Source organism: Paenibacillus sp. FSL R5-0486, assembly GCF_037975155.1.
Lineage (GTDB): Bacteria > Bacillota > Bacilli > Paenibacillales > Paenibacillaceae > Paenibacillus > Paenibacillus amylolyticus.
In genome coordinates this window covers 1,434,343-1,461,321 of record NZ_CP150237.1, presented here as the reverse complement: position 1 = coordinate 1,461,321, position 26,979 = coordinate 1,434,343, and the positions used below count along the sequence as shown (strand labels likewise).

Annotated in this window: 26 protein-coding genes; 13 read left to right on the top strand and 13 right to left on the bottom strand. The window is 46.4% G+C overall.

The annotated features are described in order from the left end of the window. Positions 1 to 16 precede the first annotated feature (16 nt). Positions 17 to 721, bottom strand: a complete 705-nt coding sequence (locus MKY01_RS06395) for a hypothetical protein (protein WP_017690195.1) — start codon at positions 719 to 721, stop codon at positions 17 to 19. Positions 722 to 928: 207 nt separating this feature from the next. After that, positions 929 to 1,096, bottom strand: coding sequence for a hypothetical protein (locus MKY01_RS06390; protein WP_339285900.1), 168 nt, complete (start codon positions 1,094 to 1,096; stop codon positions 929 to 931). A 331-nt stretch (positions 1,097 to 1,427) separates the two neighbouring features. Here MKY01_RS06390 and MKY01_RS06385 point away from each other — a divergent pair, with 331 nt between their 5' ends. The 6 genes from MKY01_RS06385 (at position 1,428) to queF (ending at position 5,563) form a co-directional block, all read left to right on the top strand. Further along, the gene (locus MKY01_RS06385) at positions 1,428 to 1,883 is read left to right on the top strand and encodes a hypothetical protein (protein ID WP_339285899.1); all 456 of its coding nucleotides are present in this window, start codon (positions 1,428 to 1,430) and stop codon (positions 1,881 to 1,883) included. Positions 1,884 to 1,901: 18 nt separating this feature from the next. Then, positions 1,902 to 2,606: an AIM24 family protein gene (locus tag MKY01_RS06380; RefSeq protein ID WP_036668803.1), complete on the top strand. Its 705-nt coding sequence runs from the start codon at positions 1,902 to 1,904 to the stop codon at positions 2,604 to 2,606. A 386-nt stretch (positions 2,607 to 2,992) separates the two neighbouring features. Then, the gene (queC, locus tag MKY01_RS06375) at positions 2,993 to 3,670 is read left to right on the top strand and encodes a 7-cyano-7-deazaguanine synthase QueC (protein WP_339287104.1); all 678 of its coding nucleotides are present in this window, start codon (positions 2,993 to 2,995) and stop codon (positions 3,668 to 3,670) included. Next, positions 3,667 to 4,158: a 6-carboxytetrahydropterin synthase QueD gene (queD, locus tag MKY01_RS06370; protein WP_339285897.1), complete on the top strand. Its 492-nt coding sequence runs from the start codon at positions 3,667 to 3,669 to the stop codon at positions 4,156 to 4,158. The genes queC and queD overlap by 4 nt, the downstream gene beginning before the upstream one ends. Then, positions 4,151 to 4,924, top strand: a complete 774-nt coding sequence (queE, locus tag MKY01_RS06365) for a 7-carboxy-7-deazaguanine synthase QueE (protein WP_339285895.1) — start codon at positions 4,151 to 4,153, stop codon at positions 4,922 to 4,924. The genes queD and queE overlap by 8 nt, the downstream gene beginning before the upstream one ends. Before the next feature lie 147 nt (positions 4,925 to 5,071). After that, a complete protein-coding gene (queF, locus tag MKY01_RS06360) occupies positions 5,072 to 5,563 on the top strand; it encodes a preQ(1) synthase (protein ID WP_036668798.1) in 492 nt (163 codons plus the stop codon). A 153-nt stretch (positions 5,564 to 5,716) separates the two neighbouring features. On the opposite strand, the gene MKY01_RS06355 is transcribed toward queF, so the two are convergent. Further along, the gene (locus MKY01_RS06355) at positions 5,717 to 5,926 is read right to left on the bottom strand and encodes a hypothetical protein (protein WP_282319149.1); all 210 of its coding nucleotides are present in this window, start codon (positions 5,924 to 5,926) and stop codon (positions 5,717 to 5,719) included. 253 nt (positions 5,927 to 6,179) lie between these two features. On the opposite strand from MKY01_RS06355, the gene MKY01_RS06350 reads away from it, so the two are divergent. Beyond that, positions 6,180 to 7,454, top strand: coding sequence for an MFS transporter (locus MKY01_RS06350; RefSeq protein ID WP_036668794.1), 1,275 nt, complete (start codon positions 6,180 to 6,182; stop codon positions 7,452 to 7,454). A 421-nt stretch (positions 7,455 to 7,875) separates the two neighbouring features. On the opposite strand, the gene MKY01_RS06345 is transcribed toward MKY01_RS06350, so the two are convergent. The 8 genes from MKY01_RS06345 to MKY01_RS06310 form a co-directional block, all read right to left on the bottom strand. Beyond that, positions 7,876 to 8,364, bottom strand: a complete 489-nt coding sequence (locus MKY01_RS06345) for a prolyl-tRNA synthetase associated domain-containing protein (RefSeq protein WP_282322223.1) — start codon at positions 8,362 to 8,364, stop codon at positions 7,876 to 7,878. A gap of 58 nt (positions 8,365 to 8,422) precedes the next feature. Beyond that, on the bottom strand, positions 8,423 to 9,268 hold the full coding sequence (locus MKY01_RS06340; protein ID WP_282319150.1) for an EcsC family protein: 846 nt from the start codon (positions 9,266 to 9,268) through the stop codon (positions 8,423 to 8,425). Positions 9,269 to 9,462: 194 nt separating this feature from the next. Further along, positions 9,463 to 10,443, bottom strand: coding sequence for a family 43 glycosylhydrolase (locus tag MKY01_RS06335; RefSeq protein WP_282319151.1), 981 nt, complete (start codon positions 10,441 to 10,443; stop codon positions 9,463 to 9,465). 627 nt (positions 10,444 to 11,070) lie between these two features. Continuing rightward, positions 11,071 to 12,486 (bottom strand): arabinan endo-1,5-alpha-L-arabinosidase, encoded by a 1,416-nt coding sequence (locus tag MKY01_RS06330; RefSeq protein WP_339287103.1) that lies wholly within the window; start codon positions 12,484 to 12,486, stop codon positions 11,071 to 11,073. A 56-nt stretch (positions 12,487 to 12,542) separates the two neighbouring features. Beyond that, positions 12,543 to 13,385, bottom strand: coding sequence for a carbohydrate ABC transporter permease (locus MKY01_RS06325; protein ID WP_036611483.1), 843 nt, complete (start codon positions 13,383 to 13,385; stop codon positions 12,543 to 12,545). A 26-nt stretch (positions 13,386 to 13,411) separates the two neighbouring features. After that, positions 13,412 to 14,302, bottom strand: a complete 891-nt coding sequence (locus MKY01_RS06320) for a sugar ABC transporter permease (protein WP_036611613.1) — start codon at positions 14,300 to 14,302, stop codon at positions 13,412 to 13,414. A gap of 157 nt (positions 14,303 to 14,459) precedes the next feature. Further along, entirely contained in the window at positions 14,460 to 15,800 is a 1,341-nt protein-coding gene (locus tag MKY01_RS06315; protein ID WP_036611486.1) for a sugar ABC transporter substrate-binding protein, read from the bottom strand. Positions 15,801 to 15,932: 132 nt separating this feature from the next. Beyond that, entirely contained in the window at positions 15,933 to 16,844 is a 912-nt protein-coding gene (locus MKY01_RS06310) for a glycoside hydrolase family 43 protein (RefSeq protein ID WP_339287101.1), read from the bottom strand. Between the two features lie 397 nt (positions 16,845 to 17,241). Here MKY01_RS06310 and MKY01_RS06305 point away from each other — a divergent pair, with 397 nt between their 5' ends. The 4 genes from MKY01_RS06305 to MKY01_RS06290 all read left to right on the top strand — a co-directional run bounded on the left by MKY01_RS06305 (position 17,242) and on the right by MKY01_RS06290 (position 20,545). Continuing rightward, the gene (locus MKY01_RS06305; protein WP_036668788.1) at positions 17,242 to 18,159 is read left to right on the top strand and encodes a winged helix-turn-helix transcriptional regulator; all 918 of its coding nucleotides are present in this window, start codon (positions 17,242 to 17,244) and stop codon (positions 18,157 to 18,159) included. Between the two features lie 276 nt (positions 18,160 to 18,435). Continuing rightward, positions 18,436 to 19,353, top strand: a complete 918-nt coding sequence (locus tag MKY01_RS06300; RefSeq protein WP_339285893.1) for a YafY family protein — start codon at positions 18,436 to 18,438, stop codon at positions 19,351 to 19,353. A gap of 83 nt (positions 19,354 to 19,436) precedes the next feature. Then, positions 19,437 to 19,946: a DinB family protein gene (locus MKY01_RS06295; RefSeq protein ID WP_339285892.1), complete on the top strand. Its 510-nt coding sequence runs from the start codon at positions 19,437 to 19,439 to the stop codon at positions 19,944 to 19,946. Positions 19,947 to 19,957: 11 nt separating this feature from the next. Continuing rightward, complete coding sequence (locus MKY01_RS06290) at positions 19,958 to 20,545, top strand: YdeI/OmpD-associated family protein (protein ID WP_339285891.1); 588 nt, start codon at positions 19,958 to 19,960, stop codon at positions 20,543 to 20,545. Between the two features lie 62 nt (positions 20,546 to 20,607). Here the strand turns inward: MKY01_RS06290 and MKY01_RS06285 are convergent, their stop codons facing one another. Then, on the bottom strand, positions 20,608 to 21,474 hold the full coding sequence (locus tag MKY01_RS06285) for a helix-turn-helix domain-containing protein (RefSeq protein ID WP_036611501.1): 867 nt from the start codon (positions 21,472 to 21,474) through the stop codon (positions 20,608 to 20,610). A 170-nt stretch (positions 21,475 to 21,644) separates the two neighbouring features. Here MKY01_RS06285 and MKY01_RS06280 point away from each other — a divergent pair, with 170 nt between their 5' ends. Next, positions 21,645 to 23,159, top strand: a complete 1,515-nt coding sequence (locus tag MKY01_RS06280) for a glycoside hydrolase family 43 protein (RefSeq protein ID WP_339287100.1) — start codon at positions 21,645 to 21,647, stop codon at positions 23,157 to 23,159. A gap of 314 nt (positions 23,160 to 23,473) precedes the next feature. Further along, the gene (locus MKY01_RS06275; RefSeq protein ID WP_339285889.1) at positions 23,474 to 25,774 is read left to right on the top strand and encodes an AraC family transcriptional regulator; all 2,301 of its coding nucleotides are present in this window, start codon (positions 23,474 to 23,476) and stop codon (positions 25,772 to 25,774) included. Positions 25,775 to 25,925: 151 nt separating this feature from the next. Here MKY01_RS06275 and MKY01_RS06270 read toward each other — a convergent pair whose 3' ends face one another. Next, complete coding sequence (locus MKY01_RS06270) at positions 25,926 to 26,978, bottom strand: glycoside hydrolase family 18 protein (RefSeq protein WP_339285887.1); 1,053 nt, start codon at positions 26,976 to 26,978, stop codon at positions 25,926 to 25,928. Between the last annotated feature and the right edge of the window lies 1 nt (position 26,979).

Below are 26,979 nucleotides of genomic sequence, written 5' to 3'. Positions count from 1 at the left end.
CCACCTGAAATCAACCCTATTCCCCTAATATCTTTTTTTCACGATCATGATATCCTGTTGTAAACGTGATCTCATAGTGATAACGCAACTTTTCAACGATCTCGGCTTCCGCGTAATAGTCCAGATCTTGCTTCCGCGCAGCTTCAATTAACAAGGCATCAGCATGACGACGTAACATATTACTTCCCTCTTGAACCCGGCCTCTTTCGTAGGCGCGCAGGGCTTGTTTGATCAGGGGCACGGTTTCACTTAATTTGATCGTCTTCTCCACCTTGGGATCTTCCGGCTGTCGTAGCATGCCCAGATGACTGGTGTACTGAATATACAACTGTTCTCTTCGTAACAATACACGTTGACTTTGCTTCAACTTCCTTGTGCTCCAGTAGGCTGAACATACGGCAGCTTTTCCTGATACACGGGGTCCCATGACGAATTCAAGCAAAATTTGTTTACTTTCTCCCTTGTACATATCCCCAAGCCTCAATAACCAGCCAATATCCGTTTCTTTGGAACGACATCCATAAATGCCTTTTAGCTGTACTCCATATTCCGGTTTGAGCAAAAGTTCCAAATCTCTTGATACAATTTTGGGTGCTATTTTCCTAAGTCTTTTGGCAGGGGCACCGTTACGCCACTCTACCATCATATATACGGGGTCGGCTCCCCCTGTCGGTATGGCCTCTTTATTCCACGAATAAGATACTTCAAAGACTGAGTTCACTGGTAGTCTCTCCCCCGATTTATGTGTATTATCTTCTAAGTTATCAGGGTGAATGGACACTATATTGTCACGGAACACATGTTCTCATTAAATTTTTCCAATATATTAGTTTTATATCCCTAAATCCGTCTCAATACGACAATATACGACGAAAAAGCCTGGCATTATGCCAAGCTTATCAATCACTTATCTATGACAAGTCCCAAATTAAACAGTAGGATGATCGATTACCATTTTGTGTAAATATTGTACACCATCTACTTCGTTTACCGGTGCATAGGTGACACTGTCAATGACCAGCTTACGCCCTACTGGCTCTCCATTAACAGTGATCATAATCGTTTTGGTTGATGTGTTCTGATCTGCTGTATACATAATGTTTCTACTCCTTCATGTTCACGATCTTATATTCAATCGGATATATTGGTATCGTTCATTAAATTGCGCATTTGTGAATAGCATGCACCCGGAACTGAAGTAAAAGATCTGTAAAACGGTCCGGTATGCTTGCCTATCGTTCTATTACCCCGCAGATTTGTAAGCTAAACAGCCCTGTTCCTAAATAATTTTATATATTTCGGGTAATAAAACGATATCATCTTGAACCCATCGTCCCGGTTTTGACGTATAATGTAAGAGCCGTATTTCAACAATATACGACGAACTCGGCGATTGATCTATCTAACCGAAGAAAGAGGTGTTAACGATGCCAAAATCCATGCAGGGTTATTTCATTCGGGTGTTATTCACCACATGCATTCTATTTACCGTTTCGATCGCTTCGACAGTAAGTGCAGCCAGTGCCAATATTTTTACGGATATATACAGCGGATGGGAGCGAGTCTCCGAATTGCCCGGAGAAGTGAACGCTCTGCAGGAAAGTTATAAGCAAACGATGGAGCAATTAAATCAAACGTCTGCTCAGTTGGGACAAGCCCAGGCCAATGTCGAAGCATTTAAGACCCAGAACGAACAACTGCTCGCTCAGAACCAAAAACTCACTGAAATGGTAAGTGAATTACAGGATGACCAGAATGCCAAAGCAGCTACCACCAAACGAATTCAGACGACGATCATCACTGTCGTTTCTCTCATATTGGGTTACTTTGTTCTGATTCGTGTGATGCGCTGGGGAATGCGTCGCCGTTCCGGCCGAGTATAAAAGAACAGGAGCAACTGCATGAACATACACCTGAACAATGCTGAAGCAGGCGGAGCAGGACAAGTCGTCACATTTTCACTGATTAAAGATGACCGACTTCATATTTTGCATCCGCAGCAAATTGTGGCCTTCCGCGGTCCGAGTGGGAGTCGCAATGATAAATTCATGAATATCACGGGCATATATCGCAAAAAAAAGCTGATTAAATCCGAAATCACCGGACCTTGCCAATTTGTGGCTGCCCTGCCTCCCGGATTCACGATGAAGGAAGTGGAGCTCACGGAGGACAGTGATCTGCTCTATGACTTCCGCCACCTGTTCTTCTACTCTGATGGTGTAACCATGCATACCAAAATTCAGAAAATCAAAAACATGCTAATCACCCGTGATGCAGTGAAAATGAAATTTTCCGGCAAAGGCAAAATCGGATTGCTCACTCAAGGTCAGGTCTGCCAACAGGAACTTCACCCAACAGCGCCGCTCTATGTGGATGCTGGTAGCATTATTGCCTATCCCGAAAATGCACATCTGGAACTCACCGTATATGGTAACAACCTTGCCAGTCAGCATATGAATTATCATTGGAAGATGACAGGACATGGATCTGTACTCTTTCAGGCGGGACGTGAGAATCACCGCTTGGAACAGGATCTTAACGATGAGGGACTGTTCAAACGAATTCTGAAAGAAGTGATCCCTTTCGGCAATGTATTGATCAAATAAACTGATCAAATAAGCTGTTAGTTGATGGAGCCGACCAATTAGCTGCCACTATGCTCCAGTGGGGTGGTCACCACACCGTTTCATGTTATAATGGTTCAGACAATTGAAGAAGAAAATCCATGCCTGTGGCATGGGAGAGGTTCGCGAACTCCCTCTATAAGACTTGACCATGTGATGGTCAGTATAAGTCTTGCGTACACGTTGCGGTCACCATGCAATCATGTACGTAAAAAACTAAGGACACTTACTCTTGCCTGCTTTTTTGAAGCGGTTATCGAGAAGGTGTGTTTTTTGATGGATGCCAGTTCATGAACTTCTCTGTTCTTCCGACACTCTATGCCTATGTGCATGGTTTGATCTCAAGAAGATAGAGAGGTTTTTTTATGTTGAACGAAGAAAAAGCAGTCGTTGTATTCAGCGGCGGTCAGGATAGTACCACGTGTCTGTTCTGGGCCAAACAACAGTTTGCCGAAGTAGAGGTCGTTACGTTTGATTATGGTCAGCGCCACAAGCTGGAGATTGAATGTGCAGCCGAGATCGCTCGTGATCTGGGCGTACAGCAAATGGTACTCGATATGAGCCTGTTAAATCAGCTTGCCCCCAATGCGCTCACTCGCACGGATGTGGAGATTACACATGAAGAAGGCGAACTGCCGAGTACATTTGTAGATGGACGGAATCTACTGTTCCTCAGTTTTGCGGCCATTATGGCCAAGCAAAAAGGAGCACGTCACCTGGTTACAGGTGTATGTGAGACGGATTTCAGCGGATACCCGGATTGCCGGGATTCATTTGTAAAATCGATGAATGTGACGCTTAACCTGTCAATGGACTATCCATTTGTCATTCATACCCCGCTCATGTGGCTGGACAAAGCCCAAACGTGGAAGATGGCCGATGATCTCGGTGCTTTTGATTATGTCCGCGAGCGTACCTTGACCTGTTATAACGGCGTGATCGGCGATGGATGCGGAGAGTGCCCTGCTTGCAAACTGCGCAAAGCCGGACTGGATCGTTATGTACAACAACGTGCTGCCGGATCTACGGGAGTGGATGTACGATGAGAGAGCCCGGAACATTCCGTATTGTAGAGCATCTGCAACGCATCGGAGAAGATATTCTACCCACCCAGCTGCGCTATCACCGCAAGCGTGTGCTTGTAAGCAAAGAATTCACCTTTGACGCAGCACATCATCTGCATTGTTATGAAGGCAAGTGCAAGAACCTGCACGGTCATACGTATAAAGTTATTTTTGGGATCAGCGGTTATCCGGGTGAAACCGGGCTGACGGTTGATTTTGGACATATCAAAAATATATGGAAAACTCAGATTGAGGGATATCTGGATCATCAATACCTCAACGAGACACTTCCTTTAATGAATACAACGGCTGAAAATATGGTCGTTTGGCTATTCGAACAGATGGAACATGCGCTCCAGACGGAACCCTATGCCGGGCTGACCGATGGTGGACGGACGGAGTTTGTCCGACTCTTCGAGACACCCACCAGTTACGCGGAAGTGAGACGGGAGTGGATGATCGATGAGTAGTGTGACACAGCAGGTGAATGAGACGGGATCTCGCAAAGAGGCTCGTATTCCCGTGATGGAGATTTTTGGTCCGACGGTTCAAGGCGAAGGCATGGTCATCGGACAAAAAACGATGTTTGTTCGTACCGCCGGCTGCGATTATCGCTGCTCCTGGTGCGACTCGGCCTTTACCTGGGACGGCAGTGGCAAGGACCTGATTCGAATGATTACGCCAGAGGATGTATGGGAAGAATTGCACCGCGTTGGCGGCACCCGTTTCTCCCATGTTACTATCTCTGGCGGTAATCCCGCCCTGCTCGCTTCGCTGGGCGGATTGGTTGCCCTGCTGCGGGAGAACGGCATCCGCACTGCGGTGGAGACACAGGGCTCCCGCTGGCAGCCTTGGCTGGCGAACATTGACGAAGTCACCGTCTCGCCCAAGCCACCGAGCTCCGGCATGGACACCGATTGGGCCGTGCTGGATGATCTGATCGAACGGCTGGCCGCTGGCCCGGTAGAACGAAGTCACAGTCTGAAGATCGTGATCTTCGATGAGACAGACCTGGACTATGCCCGCCGTGTGCATGCACGGTATCCGGGCACGGATTTATTTTTACAAACCGGGAACCCGGATGTGACTTCCGCTGAAACGCCAGATCTGGTGTCCTCACTGCTTGCTCGTTATGAGTGGCTGATTGACCAAGTCAGTGCCTCCGATGACCTGAACAACGTTCGTGTGCTTCCACAGCTTCATACATTGGTATGGGGCAACAAACGCGGCGTGTGATGGGCAGGATAGGTGGAATGGGCGGCTAATGTAGGATGAGGACGAAATGTCCTCAGACAATGAAGAGAATTATACAGGCAAAATTGCCTATTTATATATACCGCGAGGCTTCGGGCTTTGACGGAAACAAGGAGCGTTTAATAACCGATGAGACAACCTGATGAGATGCAAGATGTGACGTTGCTGGGCAACCAGAACGTAAAATATACGTTTGAATATGATCCGGGAATCTTGGAGAACTTTGATAACAAACATCCGTACCGCGATTATTTTGTGAAATTCAACTGCCCGGAGTTCACCAGTCTGTGCCCGATTACGGGTCAGCCGGACTTTGCAACGATCTATATCAGCTACATTCCCGATGTGAAAATGGTCGAGAGTAAATCACTCAAGCTGTACCTGTTCAGCTTCCGTAACCATGGTGATTTCCACGAGGACTGCGTGAACATCATCATGAACGACCTGATCAAGCTGATGGACCCCCGCTACATCGAAGTATGGGGCAAATTCACACCGCGCGGCGGCATCTCCATTGACCCGTATACGAACTATGGTAAGCCTGGAACGAAATACGAGCAGATGGCCGACCACCGCATGATGAACCATGATATGTACCCGGAGACGATTGATAATCGTTAAACTGCTGGATAATCAACTCTGCTATAAATAAAATCAAATTATAGGACACAAAAAAGCCGAACTCTTCAAAACCTGAAGAGATCCGGCTTTTTCTTTGGTTAGTATACACCTGTATGAGACTAAGTGTCTCAACGCAATTGGATCGCAGCGCATTCAAGTAGACTGATCTTTTAGTTCTCTGACTTTTTTGACGTAATGTCTCAACATCAGCACACCAATCGATTGAAAAATGATAAATATGACGATGGCAGCAGATAGAGATTTTGGTGCAACATAGACAGCCTGAAACGTTATTACAACCATATACAAAATAGTCATCACCAACTCACGTTTGGCGGACTCATAAGGTGATAAGGATTTCATATCCATCCCTCCTCTATCCTTCTTACACATAAATATGGGTCTTCTTACAGTAGATGCTAAAGTAATACGTTTATTTTGTAAATGTAATGCTATTAATAAACACCTCGGAAATAGAGTTCAATTCATCAACGTTTTCCCTTGTTCCCCTTGTCGGTCCAATCAATCTATCCTATTATGTAACAATATGCTTACACGCATATATTACAACATCAGGCGCTGATCCCTCGTGACCGCGACCAAAGGAGAATTGTACATGTCTACTCAATCCACTTTAACCAAGGACGCCACAGCGCGTTCGAAAGCCCCACCCGGATCGGATGCCCAAAGCACCGTTTACCGGATACTCATTGCGATCAGTTTGGTTCATCTCTTCAATGATTCGATCCAGTCGGTTATTCCAGCCATTTTTCCGATTCTGAAAGACTCTATGCATCTCACGTATACTCAGATCGGATGGATCTCATTTGCTATTAACTTTACCGCATCCATTATGCAGCCTGTCGTAGGCTGGTTTGCTGATAAAAAACCGACACCATCTATCCTACCCATTGGCATGGGTTTTACATTTACCGGCATGTTGCTGTTGGCTTTCGCTGACAGTTATATGGCTGTCCTGATCTCCGTTATCTTTGTCGGTCTAGGTTCCGCCGCTTTCCATCCGGAAGGTTCACGGGTATCCCATATGGCTGCTGGTCAACGCCGTGGACTGGCACAGTCCATCTTCCAAGTTGGTGGTAACGCCGGACAGTCCCTTGCCCCATTGCTTACACGCTGGATCTTTATCCCGTTTGGACTGTTCGGTGCCATTGGATTTACAGGCATTGCTGCCATGGGGATTGCAGTTCAGATCTACATCGCCCGTTGGTATGGACGTATGCTGCAATCGGGAGGATATCTGCGTAGACAGGCTGCTGCCCGTCGTGCACCCAATCCTGCTTTGCGCAAAAAGATTACTGCCGCCATTACGCTATTGATCTTGCTCGTCTTTGTTCGTTCCTGGTATATCGCTTCCATTGGCAGCTTCTATGCGTTTAATCTGAAAGATACTTTTGGATTGTCCACAGAGGACGCGCAGATCTATATCTTCTTGTTCCTGGCTGCTGGAGCACTTGGCACGTTCTTCGGAGGCCCCTTGGCGGACCGATTCGGCAAACGTAACCTGATCTTCCTGTCCATGGCCGGAGCTGCTCCTCTGGCTCTGTTGTTGCCCTATGCGAATCTGTTCTGGACAGGCGTGCTGCTAACCATTATTGGTTTTATCATGTTATCCAGCTTCTCGGTTACGGTTGTATACGCGCAAATGCTGATTCCAGGCAAAATCGGAACGGTTTCTGGTCTAATTACTGGTCTGGCATTTGGTATGGGAGGCCTGGGCGCACTCGTGCTGGGGAACTGGATTGACGTCTTCGGCGTATCACCCGTAATGCAGATGTGCAGCTTCCTGCCCCTGCTCGGGATTTTCACATTCCTGCTTCCATCCGATAAATTACTCAATATCTGGGCGAAAGAAAATGGTAGTGAGGAATAAAGAATACATCAACAGGTGTCCACTTTTTATTCTATATTAGATCCAATCCTTACGTGGCAGCATCGCCTTATAAGACGTTATCTTGCGCTAACGAACCTGACAGCACTTATTTGAACGAATACTGCCGGTTTCGCAATCTAAAGAATCTGAGCAACGCTATTCCTGAGAAAAAGGCCGAAAACCTTGGGATGTGCGTGTGAGATGCAGAAATAACGTGTCTGAGATTCTTTAGAAATCGAGATTAGTGAAATATCGCCGAATAACGTCTGCTGAGTTCGTTAGATTTCACTTTAGTCACCAACATTTGTATTCTAAATAAAATGTCTGAACCATAACAAAAGGGTTCTTGCCAACTCTGTATTCACAGACTGGCAGGAACCCTTTTGTTATATATGTTTTTCTCGTATTTAGCTTCAACCGTTTATTCCACGTCACACATGACAACGCTGCTACCTTGAGCTGTAATCAGTTCCTTCACATCTTCAAATTCAAGAAATACCGTTGCCGTATTTTCCATGGGATGAATTCCAATTTTCTGACCAACTAAATCCTTGTCAAAAACTACGGTCACGTTTTTCTGAATATTATTGAGAACCCCCATAGGGTTGACGTGCCCTTTTTCCAATCCGAGGAATTCCAACAAATCCTTTTCACTGGCAAAACTTAATTTGCGGCTAGGTATCTTTTCGCTTAAACTTCTCAAATCAACTGACTTCGTTCCAGCAATCGTCACCAGATAATAGTTGCGCTTCTTGTCATCACGCAGAAACAGATTTTTAACGATACGTTCTGTATGTGGAATCTGATAAGAGAATATTTCCTCCATCGTGTATACTGCGGGATGTTCAATACTCTCATAAACGATATTATTGCGATCTAAAAGATCATAGAAACCCTGTTTGTTTAACATATCCAATTCATCTCTTTCAATATAAATATTCTTCTATAATATAACTTCTTCTGTAATATTACTTCAAACGCTGAAGGATCAGCCGTTTTTTGTACAACATTTTGCCTGCTTCGGCTACATCCCGAATTGTATTTTTGTTGCTCACCGAACCAAAAACCATGCCTGCAATCGGCACAAGTTGGAACAGCTTCTTCCAGCCAAAAGATTCACTGTAGGAGTTAAACACTTCCCGCCACCCCTGCATCTGCGATACCACTTCAATGGGTTTGTCGGGATCATCATAAGCGGCCAGTTCTTCAATGATCGCTTTCTTACCTACAATATCAGCGGAAGAGAATTGCAGACATTTGACAATGAAGATGCGCTCCAGCGGTTCATCCGGATCATAACCATAACATAGAGCCATCTCTTGCAGTACCTTCAGAGAAAGCCCCATCACCATCGGAATATCTGCTGCTATGGTTACAATGCCACCAAACCCTGTAGCTGCTCCCTGAGCCGCGGCAAACTTGGTTCGACTCTCTGTGATGTTATCGGCCACCCGGTCCAGCACCTGAAGTGGCAGATTCTCTACACTATGAATCTTTGCTGTCCCCTCCGCTTCAGATTCCTGCTCCAGACGATAGGTCGTGTCCATCATGGAATAACCGGACCTCTCAGCTTCCTCTTGCAGCAGCTTGGCTACTTTTTTCTTCTGTACGAGGAACTTGCCCCCATTCTGCACATACTGACCCACGTCGTTCAGGGAATCTCCGATCTTCTGTTTCAGCGCTTTAGGCATCACTTTATCCAACATCGCAAAGGGCAAACGCCCGATTTTATCCCAAATAAACAAGTCTTTCTGTTGTTTCTCCCATTTCAAAATCTGTTCAAGTTCCTTGTCCAACGTCTCGCGTGAATCCATATGTGATCCTCCTAATAGGTTCTGCATCGTAATCTGTATCTCTCTCATACGCAGAAATCATCGTTGTGGTTGCTTTGTTTTGTGTCCAGGACACATATGTTCAGGCCACTCTATCTTATCGTTCACACCCAGAAGAGCCCTTAATCAGCATCACTCGCTAACTAAGGGCTCTCATATTAAGGTTTCATTACCTCTTATTTTGCTTCTGCTACTGCGCTGCCATCTGGGACCGGAACACCGAAATCAGGTGTGCCATCTTCACGCCAATGAATCACTTGAGCACGGGCATGGCGGTTCGGATCATACAAGGGATCACCCTCGATGTCTTTGTAATTACGCGCATGATAAATCAGAATATCGGTCTTGCCATCCGGTGACACCGTAAAGCTATTATGACCCGGGCCGTATTGGCCGTTCGCTTCACAAGTCTGGAATACCGGCTTGGGTGATTTCACCCAGCTGGCCGGATCAAGCAAGTCGGCATTTTCATCTGCAGTGAGCAGACCCATACAATAATTGTAATCAGTCGCGCTGGCCGAGTAGCCGATGAACAAACGCCCATTCCGATGCATCACGGCTGCTCCTTCATTGACCTTAAAGCCGATGATCTCCCAATCATACTCTGGCGTAGAGATCATAACCTGTTCGCCGCGTAGCGTCCATGGGTTCTCCATTTCGGCAATGTACAGGTTGGAGTTGCCCACAATATCGGGATCTTTCTGTGCCCAGACCAGATAGCGGATTCCCTTATGTTCAAAGGTCGTTGCATCCAGCGCGAATGATTCCCACCGGGTGTGAATCTGCCCTTTCTCTACCCACTCTCCTTCGAGTGGATTCGCGGAATCGTTCTCCAGGACATACATCCGATGATCGAACAGACCTTCGTTGGTCTCACTGGTGTGAGCGGCAGCGTAGTGTATGTACCATTTGCCATCGATAAAATGAATCTCCGGTGCCCAAATGTTGGCACTCATTGGCCCTGTGTCACGCTTCGTCCAAGCCGTTACCGGCTCAGCATCTCTTAACTCTTCCAACGTCTCTGCTCTTCGGATTTCAATCCGGTCAAAGGCTGGCACGGAAGCGGAGAAATAATAGTAACCGTCTGTATGACGGTACACCCACGGATCAGCACGTTGCTCCAGGATAGGATTAGTAAATGTAATGGAATCAGTCATGGGAATGCTCCCCTTTCAAATGTTGTTTGGCTCGTAGTTGGGGATGTAACCCAATTGCGAAAAAGCGAACACCCTTTTGGGGTGGTGCACAGCGGACGTTCGGGGGTGGCAGGGCCTTGGTGCTCTCTTGTCCTCCGATTTCTTTTACTACCGCTCTCTGCGGTTGAAATCGGATGCCAAACTCGCTCCTGCGGCTCCTTCCTCCCCCTCACTGCTTGTGCACCCTCGGAGCGGTAGCTCGCTCTTACCGCGCTCGCCGGGTTACAACCTCACTTCGAGCCTTTTTTGTTGGCTCGATCTTATGGGGTCGACCGCTTCGCAGGGTCAACTCTCCCCATATTTAGTGCATGATTGGCCTCAGACATAGGCCAGCACAGATGAATCTTAAGTGTCTAAAAGCTGCAACACCTTGGCGTTAGCGCACCTTAACATGCCAACTTTGTCATGTACAGCGGACGCTCGGGGGTGGTAGGGCCTTGGTGCTCTCTTGTCCTCCGATTTCTTTTACTACCGCTCTCTGCGGTTGAAATCGTATGCCAAACTCGCTCCTGCGGCTCCTTCCTCCCCCTCACTGCTTGTGCACCTTGGCGCAGCAGCTCGCTCTTACCGCGCTCGCTGCTCGCCCCCTTACTCCTCCGCTGCGCTGATCTGCTTGCCCCAGACCGCCACACCGCGGTCATTAAGACCTGTTACCACCAACGCGGGCTGGCTTCGCTCCCAGTCCCAAGACGGGAGCAGCTTCAGCTCTTCCGTGGAGGCTCCGCCCCATGGGCTTTCTTTCCACTTCAGTGTCAGCGTTTGTTTGTCATCAAATGTCCAGGTTCCTGAACCTTTTTCACTTTTAATTTTACCGTTGCTTGTTAGGGTATAAGGCACGGCTTGAATCTGCCCGTCTACGGACGGATCAAGCACCATGCCTTCCCACTCCCCGGCAATCATGGATTTCGGAATGTCCTGCGCTGTCTCACCTGCGTAACGTTCAGGTGTGACCACAGGCCAGCCATCCTTCGTCCATAACATTTTGCGTACATGCAGATATGGCCAGTTTTTATCCGTCTCGCCCCGTGCATGATGCACGATGTAATAATCGTCTCCGTCCTTCAGAACAGAGTTATGTCCGGGCGCAACCCAGCCCTCGCCTTCTGTGAAGCGATAACCGCCAAGAATTTTGGTGCCGATCTCATATTGCGGCAGATGCTCCGTATCCAGCATGTTATTGCCGTTTATGTCCGTGTACGGTCCTGTGATTGAATCAGCACGCGCAACCCGCACGTTATAATCTTCGAACAAGGAATCATAGGAGACGAATAGATAATACTTTTTGAACTCCGGGTGATACACGATGTATGGACCTTCCACTGCGCCCTCTTCAGTTGCACGATCCCGAGCAGCAATGCGAGTACCGTAACCCTCGTCCTTGAATTTCCCGGTGTCGGGATCAAGTGGCGCAATGTAGATTCCGTCAAAGAATGAACCGTATACCATCCACGAATTACCCTCGGCATCCACAATGGGATTGGCATCAATGGCATTTAATTTGTCTTGTTCATTCGCAGAGGTTTTCACAACGAGTCCTTCATCTGTCCATGGACCTTCGGGAGATGAGGATGTCTGAAGACCAATAGCCGACTGTGTACTGCCAAAAGAAGAAGCCGAATAATACATCCGATAGGTATCACCAGCCTGAATCACATCCGGTGCCCACAGATTGACTGCACCTGTCCAATCCAGCGCTTCTTGCGGAATCCCGGGCAGAGCCTGACCTACCCATGTCCAGTGGATCAGATCATCTGATTTGCGTACCATGACGCCGGGTTTCGCTTCTCCTGCTACACGAACGTCTGTGGAATAGACGTAGTATCCCTGGTCTGTTTTGATAATGGCCGGATCATGCGCATTGTTAACCGTCCAGCGTGATTCATCGTCCAAAATGGAAGTGTCGTACAACTGAGTATCTTGAGGAGCTTCAGGAAAGACGGGACGGGACACCGTTTCTCCTGCTCCAGAACAACCAGTAGCTCCAACAACCAACAATAACAACATGGAAGCAACCACTCCTTTTCCTGAATTCGACCACCGTCGGAATTTCTTCCGCTGGTTCATCCCTTCACTCCCGAAATGGCAACCGATTCAATAATCTGTTTCTGGAAGATCAGGAAGATGATTAATACAGGTAACAGAGCCACAATCGACGCCGCCATAATAAGCGGGTAATCGGTTTGAATCGCATACGTGGCATTAAAGTTTGCTATAACGAGCTGTAACGTCTGCTTCTCTGGTGAATTCAGATAAATAATCGGTGCCAGATAATCGTTCCAGATGCCCATGAACCAGAGAATCAGCTGTGCAGCAATCGCCGGTTTGATAAGCGGAAACGTAATACTGGAGTACAGCCGGAAGTAGGAACTTCCATCGATTTTGGCCGCCTCAATAATTGCATCAGGTACACTAAGCAGGTACTGGCGCAGGAAAAAGATCATGATTACGTTACCGAACAGGCCAGGAACAATCAGTGGTAACAGCGTATCCACCCAGCCCAGCTTTGCAAACATGATGAATTGCGGGATCATGACTGTTGGATAAGGAATCATCATGGATGCCAGCAACGCGAGAAACAGTTTGTTTTTGTGCGGGAATCTTAACTTGGCAAAAGCAAAGGCTGCGATACTGGACGTAAACGTGCCCACCACCGTTACACTCACCGCAACAATGAGACTGTTTTTGATCCCGCTGAGCAGCGGGCCTGCTTCCCAGATTTCTTTATACTTTCCAAATTGGAATACTTCAGGTATCCATACAGGCGGAAGCGCGAATACATCCTGCTTCTCCTTCAATGACGTGGACAACATCCAGATCAGTGGTGCAATCATCGCAATCGCCCCAATCGCGAGTACGATAAAGATGATCGAGTTTGTTAATTTCCTCTTTTGACTGTAAGACATCTCCGGTTCACTCCTTTCCTTGACAATCAATCCCCATCATAGGCTGATTTTTCGTTCATTTTGAATTGCACCAGGGTAATGACAAAAATGAAAATACCAAGAATCATGGCCATCGCTGAGGCATAACCCATCTGCAAGTTACTGAATGCTTTCTGCCAGATGTAGAAAACGATCGATGCCGAAGAATATTCAGGACCACCCGTAGGTGTCATAATGTTCATCTCGGTGAAGATTTGGGAACCGCCAATGATATTTGTAACAATGAGGAAAAAGGTAACTGGCTTCACCATAGGCCAGGTGATATTGCGGAAGATCTGGAACCCATTGGCTCCATCCAGCTCAGCCGCCTCGTAGTATGTACGTGATACACTTTGCAGTGCTGCCAGGTACAACAACATCGTGTATCCCAAGCCTTTCCACACCGTCATAATAATCAGAGCCGGTTTGACCGTGTCTTTGTTCGCGAGCCAGTTAGGCCCTTTAATCCCAAACAGATCAAGGAACTGGTTCACCAGACCGTAATCCCCGTTGTACGCCCAGTTCCACATGATGGACACCGCAGCGAGGGAAGAAATGACCGGGATGTAATAGATTACTCGGAATGTCGTGGTGCCTGGAATTTTACGATTCAGACCCATCGCCAGCAATAATGCGAGCAACAATCCAATTGGAATACCAAGCATCAGGAAGAATGTATTAAACATCGCTTTGTAAAAGAGGTCATCCGTGAGCAAATCCTTGAAGTTGGCCAAACCGATAAAATTCATCTGTCCCAATCCGTCCCAATCCGTAAAGGAACCATAAAGGGAGTAGAGGAACGGGAACATGACAAAGATCAGCAATCCAAGAATCGGAGGTAAAATAAACAGATATCCGTACAGCATCTCTTTGCGATACAAACTCGATTTCGTAATCACGGCGTTCACCCCTGTTTCTAGTATCAGCATGTGGCATTCTTCGATTGAACCTTGTCGATCAACGAATGCCACATGCCCGTATGGAATCCAATAAGTTCCAATACGAATGATGCCAGCAACATGATTGCAGGCTGCCGGCATCACCCTTTCCTATCTACTATTTCTGAGATTTCTTTTCTTGTTCAACCGCTTTGTCGAGCAGTTTTTGCATTTTCGGTTGTTGCTGCTTCACATAGTCTGCGGCTGTAATCTTGCCATCCAATACCGGCTGGATGTCCGTGAAGAACAGGTCATACCATTCCGCATTGTACGTGTAGTTACCTGGCAGAGCCCGGCCGTAATCTTCAACAATATCAATGAATTCCTGTTTGTTGGCTGGTTTCGTGGATGTATCTTTGGCCCACTCGTCTGCCATATCAAGCAAGTTCGGAATTTGTACCTTGGCATCTACCAGTTGCTGCATGCCTTCCTTCGAAGCCGTAAGGTAGTTCACCAATGCTGCTGCTTCTTCTGGATGTTTCGTTTTGGCAGATACTCCGATTCCCAGAGATCCGATCCACGTTGCCGATTTGCCAGTTGATCCCGCAGGGAATGGCAGCAAATCATAATCGAAAGGCAATTTCTCAAATGTACTCATATCCCATGGGCCTACAGGGAAGAAAGCCATTTCACCTTTCATCCAGCGTTGATACGTATCCAATGTTTGCGCTTCCTCAATGGAAGGTGTAATTTTGTATACGTTCTGCATATCCGCGAAGAATTGCAGTGCTTCAGCGAATTTTGGATCATCAATCGTTACTTTTGTTTTGGTCTCATCCAACCAATCCCCACCGTTGCTCCATACAAAGGATTGCAGTGCCCACTGTACGTTGAATCCAGTACCGTATACATCCGGTTTACCATCTCCATTGGTATCCTTGGTCGCTTGCTGATTCACCTTGATGAACTCTTCCCATGTGTATGGTTTATCCTTGTCAGGGAGTGGGATGCCCTCTTTTTCAAACAACGTTTTGTTGTAGCCCAGTGCAAATGGCCCCAGATCCTTCGGCATACCGTAGATATCACCTTGACCTGCCATTTGGCCGTCATAACGATACAGGTCCACGCCGTATTTCCAGATATTATCGAGATCAACATCCGGATTGTTTTCAATATACGAAGTGAGGTTCATCAGCACATTGCTGTTCACATACGCTTTCACGTCACCCGGATTGATATAAAATACGTCAGGCAAGCTGTTGCCTGTAATTGCCGCTCTTAGCTTGGTTGCATATTGATCCGCAGCCGTTACGATAATTTTGACTTTCACACCCGGATGATCTTCTTCGAATTTCTTGACCACCGCTTGGTATGCTTTCTGCTCATCAGTACCGCCGCGGAACATAAACGTTAACTCCTTGTCCCCACTTGCACCGCTGCTTCCTCCGCAACCTGCGAGTACCAGCGCACTTACCAGCATAAGAAGCATAAATGTGACCCAATTCTTTTTCTTTACCATCTGAACCCCTCCTGATCTGGACTTGTAACCGTATTCAATTGGATGAAATAAGATTTCTGTTGTTAAATTTATCAAATCCAGATCACTTTAGTCAACACTTTTATAAAACATTTTATATTTATATAAAATAAATCAGTATTTTGGCCAGCCACTCGAGTCCCAAAGCAAGTCATTAATCAGCAATTTCGGATTGCCATTATCCTCTGCATCATAGGCATGTCTTGCGATGACATTGCCGTTGTACACGTCCTGACCACCTGGACCTTTCCATTTTACATTGCCTGTATCCAATATCGTTCCGCCACCATTCAGCATATTAACTCCGTTTTTGTCCACATAAGGGCCTGTTATACCGGTCGAACGTCCATAGACCATTTTGTAGGTACTGTTCACACCTTGGCAGCAAGAATCAATGGAAGCAAACAGGTAATAATAACCGCCACGATATACAATACTTGGTCCTTCAATAGCACCTCCGTTATTCGGACGCGCAGCAATGGAAGTTATACTTCCCGTCGGTTTCATCGTGTTTTTGTCCAGCTTAACAATCTTCAGGCCACTCCAGAAAGAACCAAAGGCCAGCCATGGATTGCCTGAAGCATCAATGACCAGATTTGGATCAATGGCATTATAATTATTGGCGGTCGTGGTTTGAAGCACCAATCCTTCATCCTTCCATTGCCCTGCCCCAATGCTGTTCGCAGAAGCAAGACCAATCGCAGACCGATTGGAGCCAAAGGTGGAGATTGAATAATAGAGCCATACTTTTCCGTTATACTGCTCTACATCCGGTGCCCATACATCCAATCCGCTTTGTCCCGGAACGGCAGAAGCCCACCAGGATGGCTTACTTAAGAAGATTTGTGGAACACGATACCAGGACGAACCATTATCGGATTTCAATACTTGAATGCCCGGGCCGGTTGAAAAGGTGTACCAGGAACTGCCCTCTTTGATAATCGACGGATCATGAACAGCGGTATCTCCGGTCAGATTCCAGAATGCCGCCAAAGCTTTTGACTGACCTGCCAGCAGTAATACCATCACAAGTAATGCCGGTAACGCCAACCGTTTCCACTTAAACCTCTTCACATTGCTTAACTTTTCCAAACCAAACTCCACCTTTCCTGTTCAAATGGTTAATTAGGTTCATGAAGTATTGAATCAATTTAGGTATAATAGGATTATAAAAGCGGTTACATGACATTTCAATGGTATATTTCAAATATATGTGAACTGATTAACACTTATTTTAACCGGAATAGTGGACAAAATATAGATTATATTTTCGTATTTGCGCTATATACAAGGGTTTTGGCTTCTATTTCTCCACCCTTCCCTTCCATGAGGGAATGATTTATAATTATCTGAAATAAAACATATAAATGTGCAAATGTCTGTGTCGAAGACTTTGTTCAGAACGGGGAAAGGAAATCCACCTATGATTTATATTAAAGATCTGATGTCGGGTGTGAATATCTTCAAAGCGCTCAGTTCGGAAATCCGGATTCAGATCATCGAGCTGCTGGCCAAGAACCAAAGTCTTAATCTCAATGATCTTGCAACCAAGCTGGGACTGAGCAATGGCGCCATCACGATGCATATCAAGAAGCTTGAAGAGAGCGGATTGATCGAGATCAACACCGCCGTTGGCAAACATGGAATTCAGAAGATATGTTATCTCAATGAGGAAAAATTGATGGTTGATCTGCGTTCACAAGAGATTAACAATCGTTATGAGGTGGAAATTCAGGTCGGTCATTACAGCGATTATCAGGCCGCACCTACATGTGGTCTCGCTACCCGGGACAGCATTGTTGGAGAGTTCGATGATCCGCGTTACTTTGCTGATCCACTGCGAATTGATGCGGAGATGATCTGGTTGGCTGAAGGTTATCTCGAGTATCGGATTCCCAACTATCTCAAACCTAATCAGTCCTTTAGCGAAATTCAGTTGTCGATGGAACTGGGATCGGAGGCCCCTGGCTTTTGTGACAATTACCCTTCGGATATTTACTTCTATGTCAATGGGATTGAGATTGGCTGCTGGACAAGTCCGGGGGATTTTGGCAATACACGCGGTACCTTTAATCCGGAATGGTGGCCTCCGCACTTGAATCAGTACGGCATGCTGAAGCTGATCCGGATTACACAGGAAGGCAGCTATATCGACGGATGCCGCATTTCGGACGTAACGCTGGACCAGATTGGGCTGGATTACAAAAGCGATATTCACTTCCGCATTGCGGTTACGGACGAACCTTTGAACAAACGGGGCTTAACGATCTTTGGTAAAAACTTCGGAAACTATGGACAGAATCTGCTCGCTCGGGTTCTCTATAACGTGCAAGAAGAGTAGAGCCGGCTCTGACTATTCACTCGATATTAATTAAGTTCGACCGATCTGCTAACATAACTGTTCAACGCAACAACAATCATGTGTCTTCGAAAGGGTGCTATCCAGCACTCTTTTTTTGTTTCATCACACCGAAGAACTTGTCCAATCATGTTGGAACAAAACTTACTGCATGATATGACCTCCTATAGACCCTATGTAATCCTCCATGTTGTTTACCCTGGCGTGATATAATAATGGCCTGTAATGACAAAATGGAATAACGGGCGGGGATACCTTTTGAAATTGGAGCGATTAATCTCAATTATATACAAACTGCTGAACCACGAAGTATTGTCTGCTTCCACCTTGGCGGAAGAGTTTCAGGTGTCCCCAAGAACGATCTATCGGGATATTGATGTAATCTGTGCCGCCGGCTTCCCGGTCGTCTCCCATCAGGGACTCAAAGGCGGCTACGGCATGATGGACGGATACAAGATGGATAAAAGCTTGCTCGGTTCTTATGATGTGGATTCCCTGATCACGGTTCTGAGCAGTCTATCCACAGTATTCGAAGATGCACGTGCACAAGGCACGATTGAACGTCTGCAAACGATTGGACCGGAGCATCAAACCTCAAGTCTGTCGGTGGATTTGGAGACTCGCCGAACAGAACCGGATGCCCTTCCTCATCTGCGTAAAGGTATTACGGATCATCAGGTTGTCCGTTTTGACTACATCAATACAAAAAATGAACATACACCCCGCCATCTGGAACCGGTAAGACTTCATTTTAAATATCGTAATTGGTATGTATACGGATTTTGCCAGACACGGCAGGATTATCGCGAGTTCCGACTGTCCCGGATGATGAACGTGCAACTGACATCGGAACACTTCCAACCCCACCTTGAGCTTCCCCAAGAGACGGTTGTCTCAGATCCGTCATGGCAAGATCAGGTAAGTGATGTGGTATTTCGGGTGAACCCGGAAGCGCTCGCGGAAGCCATGGATCATTTTCAACAGGCAGATAAGCAATTTCACGAGGATGGAAGTATGACGATGCGTATCCCGGTTCATCAACCGTTACAAGCCAAGTGGTTATGGTCGTTTCTACTTAGTTTGGGAAGTGGCGCCGAGGTACTTGAACCGATTGAATTACGAGGCATCCTGAAAGAACAACTTCGAAACGCACTTAAGCTCTATGAAGAAGTATGACACGCTGTTGTCATACTTCTTTTTTTATAATCATCTCAGTAAGTTCATCTAATCCATCGCCAAATTAAAGGAGACGATCATCAATGAATCATCCGGAACAAATGTATAACTACCACACATGGGCCAACCAAACCATCCTGGGCAGAATCAAGGAACTGCCCTCCTCTGTACTGAGTCAGGAAGTGAACAGTTCATATCCAACCATTGCTCATGCACTCAGCCATATCTATACAGTGGATAAGATGTGGTACCTGGTGTTAACTGGCACCGGTATGCCCGAGGCACTGCAAACATGCATACCACTCAATAGTGAAATTCACGGTTCTGTGGATGAGTACATCCAATGTTTTACGGACCTGTCGGCACAATACAGTGATTGGTTACGAGGCCAAGCTGATCTGGAGCAAACCACTCTACTCGATAATCCATTTGCAGGAGTTCGCGAAACCAGCTTATCCAATATAGTAATCCATGTGGTTAACCACGGAACCTATCATCGAGGCAATGTTTCTACCATGCTACGTCAATTGGGGCATGCCTCCATCATGAATGACTATTCACTCTTTTGGTATCAGGAACCGGCTCAGGTATAGTTGACAATCGGATGGAAAATGTACATTGTATCCCCGTGACGTCGAGGGATGAATTGAGAAATTGGTTGCAGACACATGGAAAAGTCGAGAAATCTTGCTGGGTAATGATAAGCATAAAACCCGTGCCAAATACCCTGCTGTATTTGGACGTGGTTGAGGAGTCGCTGTGCTTTGGCTGGATCGATGGAGTTAAAAAGAAAATATCCGAGACTCAATTAGCACAGCGATTATCTCCTAGGAGTAAACGTAGCTCATGGACTGAATTGAACAAGGAACGTGTCCGTCGTCTTGAAAAGTTGGGCTTCATGCATGACGAGGGTAGACAGGTTCTTCCTGTTATGGAGCCGACTGCTTTCATAATTGATGGTGTGATCGAACAAAGGCTGAAAGAAGACCATCAGGTTTATGCAAATTTCATGGCCTTCCCTACCCTGTATCAAAACGTTCGGATCGATACGATCCAAAGTGTTAAGAATCAGCCAGCATTATTCCAGAGCAGATTGGATAAGTTCATAACCCACACAAAGGAAAATAAAATGTACGGTCAGTGGCATGACAACGGACGGCTCTTGAACTATCGAATTCCCCCTTTTCCCTGAGACAGCAGACAGGACCTCCCTATGAGGAGGCCCTGTTTTGGTGTTTTATACTCGATCAGGTATTAATGAGTCTGCCTATATGTTTTGGGAGACTTGCCAAAGGCTTTCTTAAACTGACGGGTGAAATAATTACTGTCGTTAAATCCACATTCATACGAAATTTCCGTGATGGACAGATTCCCGTTTTTCAACAAATGACATGCCTTCTCCAGACGCAACTTTTGCAGATAAGAGATCGGGGTCATCTGATAATAGGATCGAAAAATCCGATTCAGATGCCTTATGGAGATATTCGACTTCCCCGCAATATCCTCTAGCGACAGTGGCTCCAGATAATGATCTTCAATAAATGAAATGGCATTTGCCAGATGCATCAGATTATTACCTTCGATCCCTTTCTCCTGCGTATCATATTGCCTCGACAAATAAACAACCATCTCCGTAAGACGTGAGATCAACATCGTCTGATACCCTTGCTGTTTACTCTGATACTCCTCAATCATGAACGATATCAGTGATTCTACATACTCCAGACTGGAAATGGATAACGCCAATTTACTCGGAAAGGAGTGAATATTACGATAAAACGGTTCCAAAACAAACAGCGCCTGGAAGCCGTTAGATTTTCTCAGATCGGGCCCAGCCGAAGCAAGCATCTCGGGACTGAACATAATGTTACAGATCCTAAAATCATGAGGGTCTTTATACGCATGATGGGTGTCGCCATTAATCACAAATGCGTTCCCTTTTTTAATAAAAAATTCCTCGGTGTTCACCACATGGGTTGCATGACCATTCAGAACAATCACAAGTTCCGTAAAATCCATATGATTATGAAGCTCCATGTCCTCAACATGTCCACCGTACTGGATAAAAAACGGAAATTGTTGATGGTCCGAGGTAAACCATCTCAAATATGCATTACTCAAAAGCATTCCCCTCCGCGAACATAGTTGGGTTGAATGTCTATATCATGCTATTCCAAGACCGAAAAATCAAGGTTCCATATACTTATAAGCGTTATAATTCGCCTTGTAGCAGGGATTTTCAATGTGTCCAGATTCATACTAAACTCTCGAAATGAATAGGAGCATAAATGATGAAATATACCAATCCGGTCATTCCGGGGTTTTATCCAGATCCAAGTATCTGCCGTGTAGATGAAGACTATTATCTGGTAACCAGTACCTTTGAATATTTCCCTGGTGTGCCCATCTTCCACAGCAAAGACCTTGTGAACTGGCGACAGATCGGCCATGTCCTCACAACAACTGAGCAACTCCCTTTAGCGAACGCGGGCAGTTCTGGCGGCATTTTCGCCCCAACACTTCGGCACCATGATGGCTGGTTCTACATGACAACAAGCAATGTCAGCGGCGGCGGAAATTTTTATGTGCGTAGTGCCCTGCCCGAGGGACCATGGTCTGCTCCGATTTTTATTGATCAGGGCGGCATTGATCCCTCTTTTTTCTTTGATGAAGATGGACGTGTGTATTTTCAAACGGCCTGTAACGGCGATGAAGGCGAAGGCATCTATCAGTGCGAGATAGACATCACGACCGGAGCCAGACTAACCGATAGTCGATTGATCTGGACTGGAACCGGAGGAGTAGCCCCCGAAGCTCCCCACATGTATAAAATAAACGGCCTCTATTATCTGATGATCGCCGAAGGTGGAACCGAGTATGGCCATATGGAGACCATCGCTCGGAGCACAGAGCCATACGGACCATTTGATCCGTGTCCTCATAATCCGATTCTGTCCAATCGGAGCATGAAATCCAGCATTCACGCAACCGGTCATGCAGACCTTGTCCAGATCCAGGATGGAAGCTGGTGGGCCGTATGTCTGGGCCTTCGTCCAGCAGGTTACCCCATGCGACACCATCTCGGACGCGAGACCTTCCTGGCACCTGTCACTTGGACGGATGACGGTTGGCCGATAATCGGTGTGGACGGACATATTGAACCAGAGATGACCGGACCTTCATTGCCTGAGCATCCTTGGTCACCTCGGGCTATACGGGATCATTTTGACGAACCAACTTTGGACATGAACTGGATCTTCTTACGTAACCCGGCTCCGGGTAGTTGGACGCTCACTGAAAATCCCGGGCAGCTCATCCTCCGTGGTCATTCGGTTTCACTCGATGACGGACAAAATCCAGCCTTTGTCGGGCGTCGATTGAGCCATTTCTTATGCAATATGGCAACCGAGCTACGTTATGAGCCAAATGCGAGCGGTGAGGAAGCCGGATTAACCTTATTTATGAATGATAAATATCATTACGATTTGGCTGTAACACAGATCGACGGTCAGAAGAAAATCGTATTGCGGCGAACCGTCGGCTCTCTGCGAACCGAACAGGTGCTTGACTGTGACACGGGGCCGGTTGTATTACAAATCAAAGCTGACCGTAATCACTTTACGTTCCTCTATCAGCAAGGTTCATCCGATGCCATCGAAGTGGGTTCAGGAGAAACACATCTGTTATCTACCGAAGTGGCAAGTGGTTTCACAGGTGTGATGATCGCCATGTACGCTTATGCTCCATCGGGGGAGTGTACGCCTGCAAGTTTCGATTGGTTTGACTATGAACCTCTGGACGAATAATCGTTGTAACTCCTATATTCAGTAATAGAAAATATAATATATGATCAGCTAGAATTATCCCCTTAAAGTAGTTACTCTTTGAAAAGCCTTGTGTGGTAGCATAAGGAAATGAGTGAACTTTGAGGGGATTTTGCTATAGCTATATCTTTCTTACGGATTGCACTGGAATTTATAAAAGAACCATTGCTTTATTAGAGAAGTTCTCCTAGTATTTTTAGAAGGAACACCTCAGCAACTCCCATCTTGGCAATAGCTTCACTGCCCATATGAGAGCGCTATCGCTGCAGCACTAAGATAAACGGGAGGTTGCAGATATGAAATGGAATCACTTCAAGTCCAAGCTTCTGTTTAAGTACACCCTATCCTATATCTCCATTTTCCTTATCCCTCTTGTTATTTTAACCATCATTATTTATCACAACGCTGTGGACACGCTCCGTTCAGAGATTGAACAGACCAATGTCAATCAGCTCACTCAAGCCAAAACTGTCATTGATGATCGCATGAAGGAACTCCAAGACATCGCTTTTCGCATCGCCTACGATGAGCAGTTAACGCGGTATTGGACCCACCATCCGTACTATAGCCGGGAGTCAATCGGCGCATTGGTCAAATACAAAGCCACCAGTTCCATTATCGATGAGTTATTCCTGTTCTTCCGTGAAGATGATAACATCTATTCTTCTCAAGGTTCTGAGAACCTGGATGTATTCACTGGCCGCTACAAATTTACTACGTGGAACAAAACAGACATGATCCGGGATTTGAATAACGTACAGTCCCCCACAATACGTCCAGCGGAGCAGGTCGTCCAAGGAACCAGAATACCCAATTCCATGCTGGCATACCTTGTACCGATTGCACCTAACAATACTCCTGCCCATGGAACCGTCATGTACTTGATTCACGAGTCCAATCTGACGGGCTTAATTGATTCCATCCTTAGCGACTATCACGGGATGACTTATATTTTCGATAATTTCGGGCAAGTCCTGGCAGCCAATTACAAGGGAGAAATCATATCCGAACAGGAAGTTAACGCTCTGTTTGCTCTTGAACCCGGAACGCACAGCATCTCCTTAAATCAAGAACCACATTCGGTTGTATCCGTTAAATCGGATGCGGGTTGGACTTATGTGACCGCTATGCCCAGCAACCAATTTTTTAGCCGAATCGTTCATATTCGCACCTTTGTTGTTCTCGTTTTCTCCTTCATGGTGGTGATGGGCACGTTCCTCGCCATTATGTTGGCCCGAAGACAGTACCATCCGATTTCAGACTTAATGGAGTTCATTCGGTTGAAAAATGATCCTGATCCATCCTCCTCCACCAACGAGCTGGAATGGATTAAGAAAACACTGCATGATTATAGTCAGCGCGTAGATCTTCAGGAGCCCTATGCTCGCAATCATATTTTGCTCATGTTACTGAAGCACGGTCACACCGGAGATTTCCCCTCTGAGTTTACGGATAAGCTTGGTATACGCTTTAACCGATCCCATTATTTTGTCATGATCATGGGCTGGGAAATGCGTGCTTTTCCTATCGGTGATAACCCCGAGCAACCTACTGTCATGCAGCTGATGAACGATGTGGAGCTACCGGAGTTCTCTGCTTATGCTTACGGCGTGGAGCTGCCACAGGCAGACCAATTGTCCCTTATCGTGGGATTCGATGCCGAAATTGGGCATGAAGATAGCCTGAATACCCGTATGGAGCCTATTGTTGAGAAACTGCAATGGATGGTGACAGAACACACCGGGGTCGCGCCCGCAATCGGGATAGGCAATCGGTACACTTATCCGAAACAGTTGAATCAGTCCTACATCGAGGCCTCGACCGCTCTGGAAGCATCGATGCTGCATGGACAGGGCAGCAGTACATACTTTAACAACCTTTCCGGTTCAGATGTACAGGATTCTTCCTTCTGGGTCCCTAAGGATGTGTTATTAAAGCTGGTTCAGAGCTTAAAACAAGGCAGCTATGATGTGGCGGTTCAGATGGTGACAACTGCGTTGAATACGCTGAAATCCGAAATGCCGTCTGTACCGCTGCTGCGTTGCATCTGCTTTGATATTCTGAATACAATGCTCAAAACCGCTTCGGAGCTTGGAATCCACCATGTGGTTGATCAACTTCCAAGGATCACTTCCTACGACTCGTTAGAGGATTTGGAGAAAAAACTGACAGGCCTTGCCGCCGAAATCTGCGCCCATGTCGAAGCGAAGAGTGAGACGGAAGAAAGCTCTCTTATGGATGAAATTGTTGCTTATATCGATGCCAATTTCTCTGATTATGATCTCAGTTTAGGTACGATTTCATCGAAATTCACGATCTCTTCATCCTATTTCAGTCGTTCTTTTAAAGAAAAGATCGGCATGAACTTTACCCAATATATCTGGCAGAAACGGATGGATGAGGTCATTCGACTACTGCTGCATACTACCGATCCGTTAAAAGATATCATCACGCGTGTCGGTTACCTGGATACACCAAACTTCATCCGCAAATTCAAAAAAGAGACGGGTTATACCCCAGGGCAATACCGTAAAATGCACCGTCCCAATGGCTCCGCCGATTCTCCTGATGATGATGACGAGGAATGTATTGGATAAAGGGAGACATCGTCTAACATGTGCCTGATTCATTAGACCAAAATAACGCAAACAAGGGGCCGTCCTATACGTCATGAGCATGACGTATAGGACGGACCCTTCGTATGTTTTTATTCCGTAGACATAATCTGATTCGTCGCGGCCAGCGACCTTATCCGATTTTCCCAGCCGAAATTTCCTTCAGCCCTTGATGCACTACACTCAGCAAACGGTGAGTTGGATCACAGCCGTACTCCCAGAACATGATTCCGGCCAGACCTTGATCCTTTACGTAATCACATTTGCATTGGATCGATTCTTCATCGTCATACGATATGAAGCTGGACCCATTAAACAGAAACGGTGCACAGGCTTCTTCATCCCAATAACGAGTGTAACCATTCTTGTTAATGTACTTCGCTTCCAGCTCGGCAAATGATGGTCCATATCCGCCTGTACTCCCGGCCATTTGATGGAGTCCGCGGTTTCGGTCAGGAACCTCATTCCAGATCCGGGAATAGAACGCAACTCCGATCACAATTTTCTCCTTCGGAACGCCTGCGCGAACAAACAGGTTCACGGAAGCATCCGTACTAATTCGAAACAGATCTCCTGTTGGCGTGTACAGATTCGTATGATGTCCGGTCAGAACCTGAAAACCGCCGCGCATATCATAGGTCATCAACTGCACGTAGTCCAGGTACTGCTGCACCTCAGCCATCTCTGTACCATCAACGTAGTATTGATCAGCCCCTGCCGCAATGGTGAGCAGATAATGACGGCCATCCGCTTCTCCCTTGGTACTCAGTGCCTCCCGCATCGTCTTGAGAAGTAAGGTGAAATTCCGTTTATCATCTGGGCTGGATGCGATACCAGCTTCACCGTAACAAGGATATTCCCAGTCCAGATCGATCCCGTCAAAAGGATATTCCTCCAATACTTGAATTGCCGATGCGGCCATGCTGTCCCTCCCCGCCTGGGTTGAGGCTGCTTCGGAAAAACCGCCTGCGCTCCATCCGCCTACAGACAGCAGCACTGTAAGATTTGGATGCTCCCGCTTGATGTTCTGGATAACATGACCGTTTTTTAGATGCTCGGTTGTTATTGCATCATTCTTGACATGTCCAAAGGCTACGTTCAGATGTGTTAACTTCAAGAGATCCTCGTGTGTCATGTCGGGAAGAACTGAATCAACAGCATAACCCGCAGCGATATATTTCGTCACT

Bases quoted from the DNA above. Each gene is read 5' to 3' on its own strand.
- MKY01_RS06340 (WP_282319150.1), bottom strand. From the start codon at position 9,268: ATGGATTCACGCGAGACGTTGGACAAGGAACTTGAACAGATTTTGAAA.
- MKY01_RS06350 (WP_036668794.1), top strand. From the start codon at position 6,180: ATGTCTACTCAATCCACTTTAACCAAGGACGCCACAGCGCGTTCGAAA.
- MKY01_RS06290 (WP_339285891.1), top strand. From the start codon at position 19,958: ATGGAAAATGTACATTGTATCCCCGTGACGTCGAGGGATGAATTGAGA.
- MKY01_RS06385 (WP_339285899.1), top strand. From the start codon at position 1,428: ATGCCAAAATCCATGCAGGGTTATTTCATTCGGGTGTTATTCACCACA.
- MKY01_RS06345 (WP_282322223.1), bottom strand. From the start codon at position 8,364: ATGTTAAACAAACAGGGTTTCTATGATCTTTTAGATCGCAATAATATC.
- MKY01_RS06355 (WP_282319149.1), bottom strand. From the start codon at position 5,926: ATGAAATCCTTATCACCTTATGAGTCCGCCAAACGTGAGTTGGTGATG.
- MKY01_RS06335 (WP_282319151.1), bottom strand. From the start codon at position 10,443: ATGACTGATTCCATTACATTTACTAATCCTATCCTGGAGCAACGTGCT.
- queD (WP_339285897.1), top strand. From the start codon at position 3,667: ATGAGAGAGCCCGGAACATTCCGTATTGTAGAGCATCTGCAACGCATC.
- queE (WP_339285895.1), top strand. From the start codon at position 4,151: ATGAGTAGTGTGACACAGCAGGTGAATGAGACGGGATCTCGCAAAGAG.
- MKY01_RS06380 (WP_036668803.1), top strand. From the start codon at position 1,902: ATGAACATACACCTGAACAATGCTGAAGCAGGCGGAGCAGGACAAGTC.
- MKY01_RS06390 (WP_339285900.1), bottom strand. From the start codon at position 1,096: ATGTATACAGCAGATCAGAACACATCAACCAAAACGATTATGATCACT.
- MKY01_RS06330 (WP_339287103.1), bottom strand. From the start codon at position 12,486: ATGTTGTTATTGTTGGTTGTTGGAGCTACTGGTTGTTCTGGAGCAGGA.
- MKY01_RS06325 (WP_036611483.1), bottom strand. From the start codon at position 13,385: ATGTCTTACAGTCAAAAGAGGAAATTAACAAACTCGATCATCTTTATC.
- MKY01_RS06305 (WP_036668788.1), top strand. From the start codon at position 17,242: ATGATTTATATTAAAGATCTGATGTCGGGTGTGAATATCTTCAAAGCG.
- MKY01_RS06295 (WP_339285892.1), top strand. From the start codon at position 19,437: ATGAATCATCCGGAACAAATGTATAACTACCACACATGGGCCAACCAA.
- MKY01_RS06275 (WP_339285889.1), top strand. From the start codon at position 23,474: ATGAAATGGAATCACTTCAAGTCCAAGCTTCTGTTTAAGTACACCCTA.
- MKY01_RS06315 (WP_036611486.1), bottom strand. From the start codon at position 15,800: ATGGTAAAGAAAAAGAATTGGGTCACATTTATGCTTCTTATGCTGGTA.
- MKY01_RS06280 (WP_339287100.1), top strand. From the start codon at position 21,645: ATGAAATATACCAATCCGGTCATTCCGGGGTTTTATCCAGATCCAAGT.
- queF (WP_036668798.1), top strand. From the start codon at position 5,072: ATGAGACAACCTGATGAGATGCAAGATGTGACGTTGCTGGGCAACCAG.
- MKY01_RS06310 (WP_339287101.1), bottom strand. From the start codon at position 16,844: ATGGTATTACTGCTGGCAGGTCAGTCAAAAGCTTTGGCGGCATTCTGG.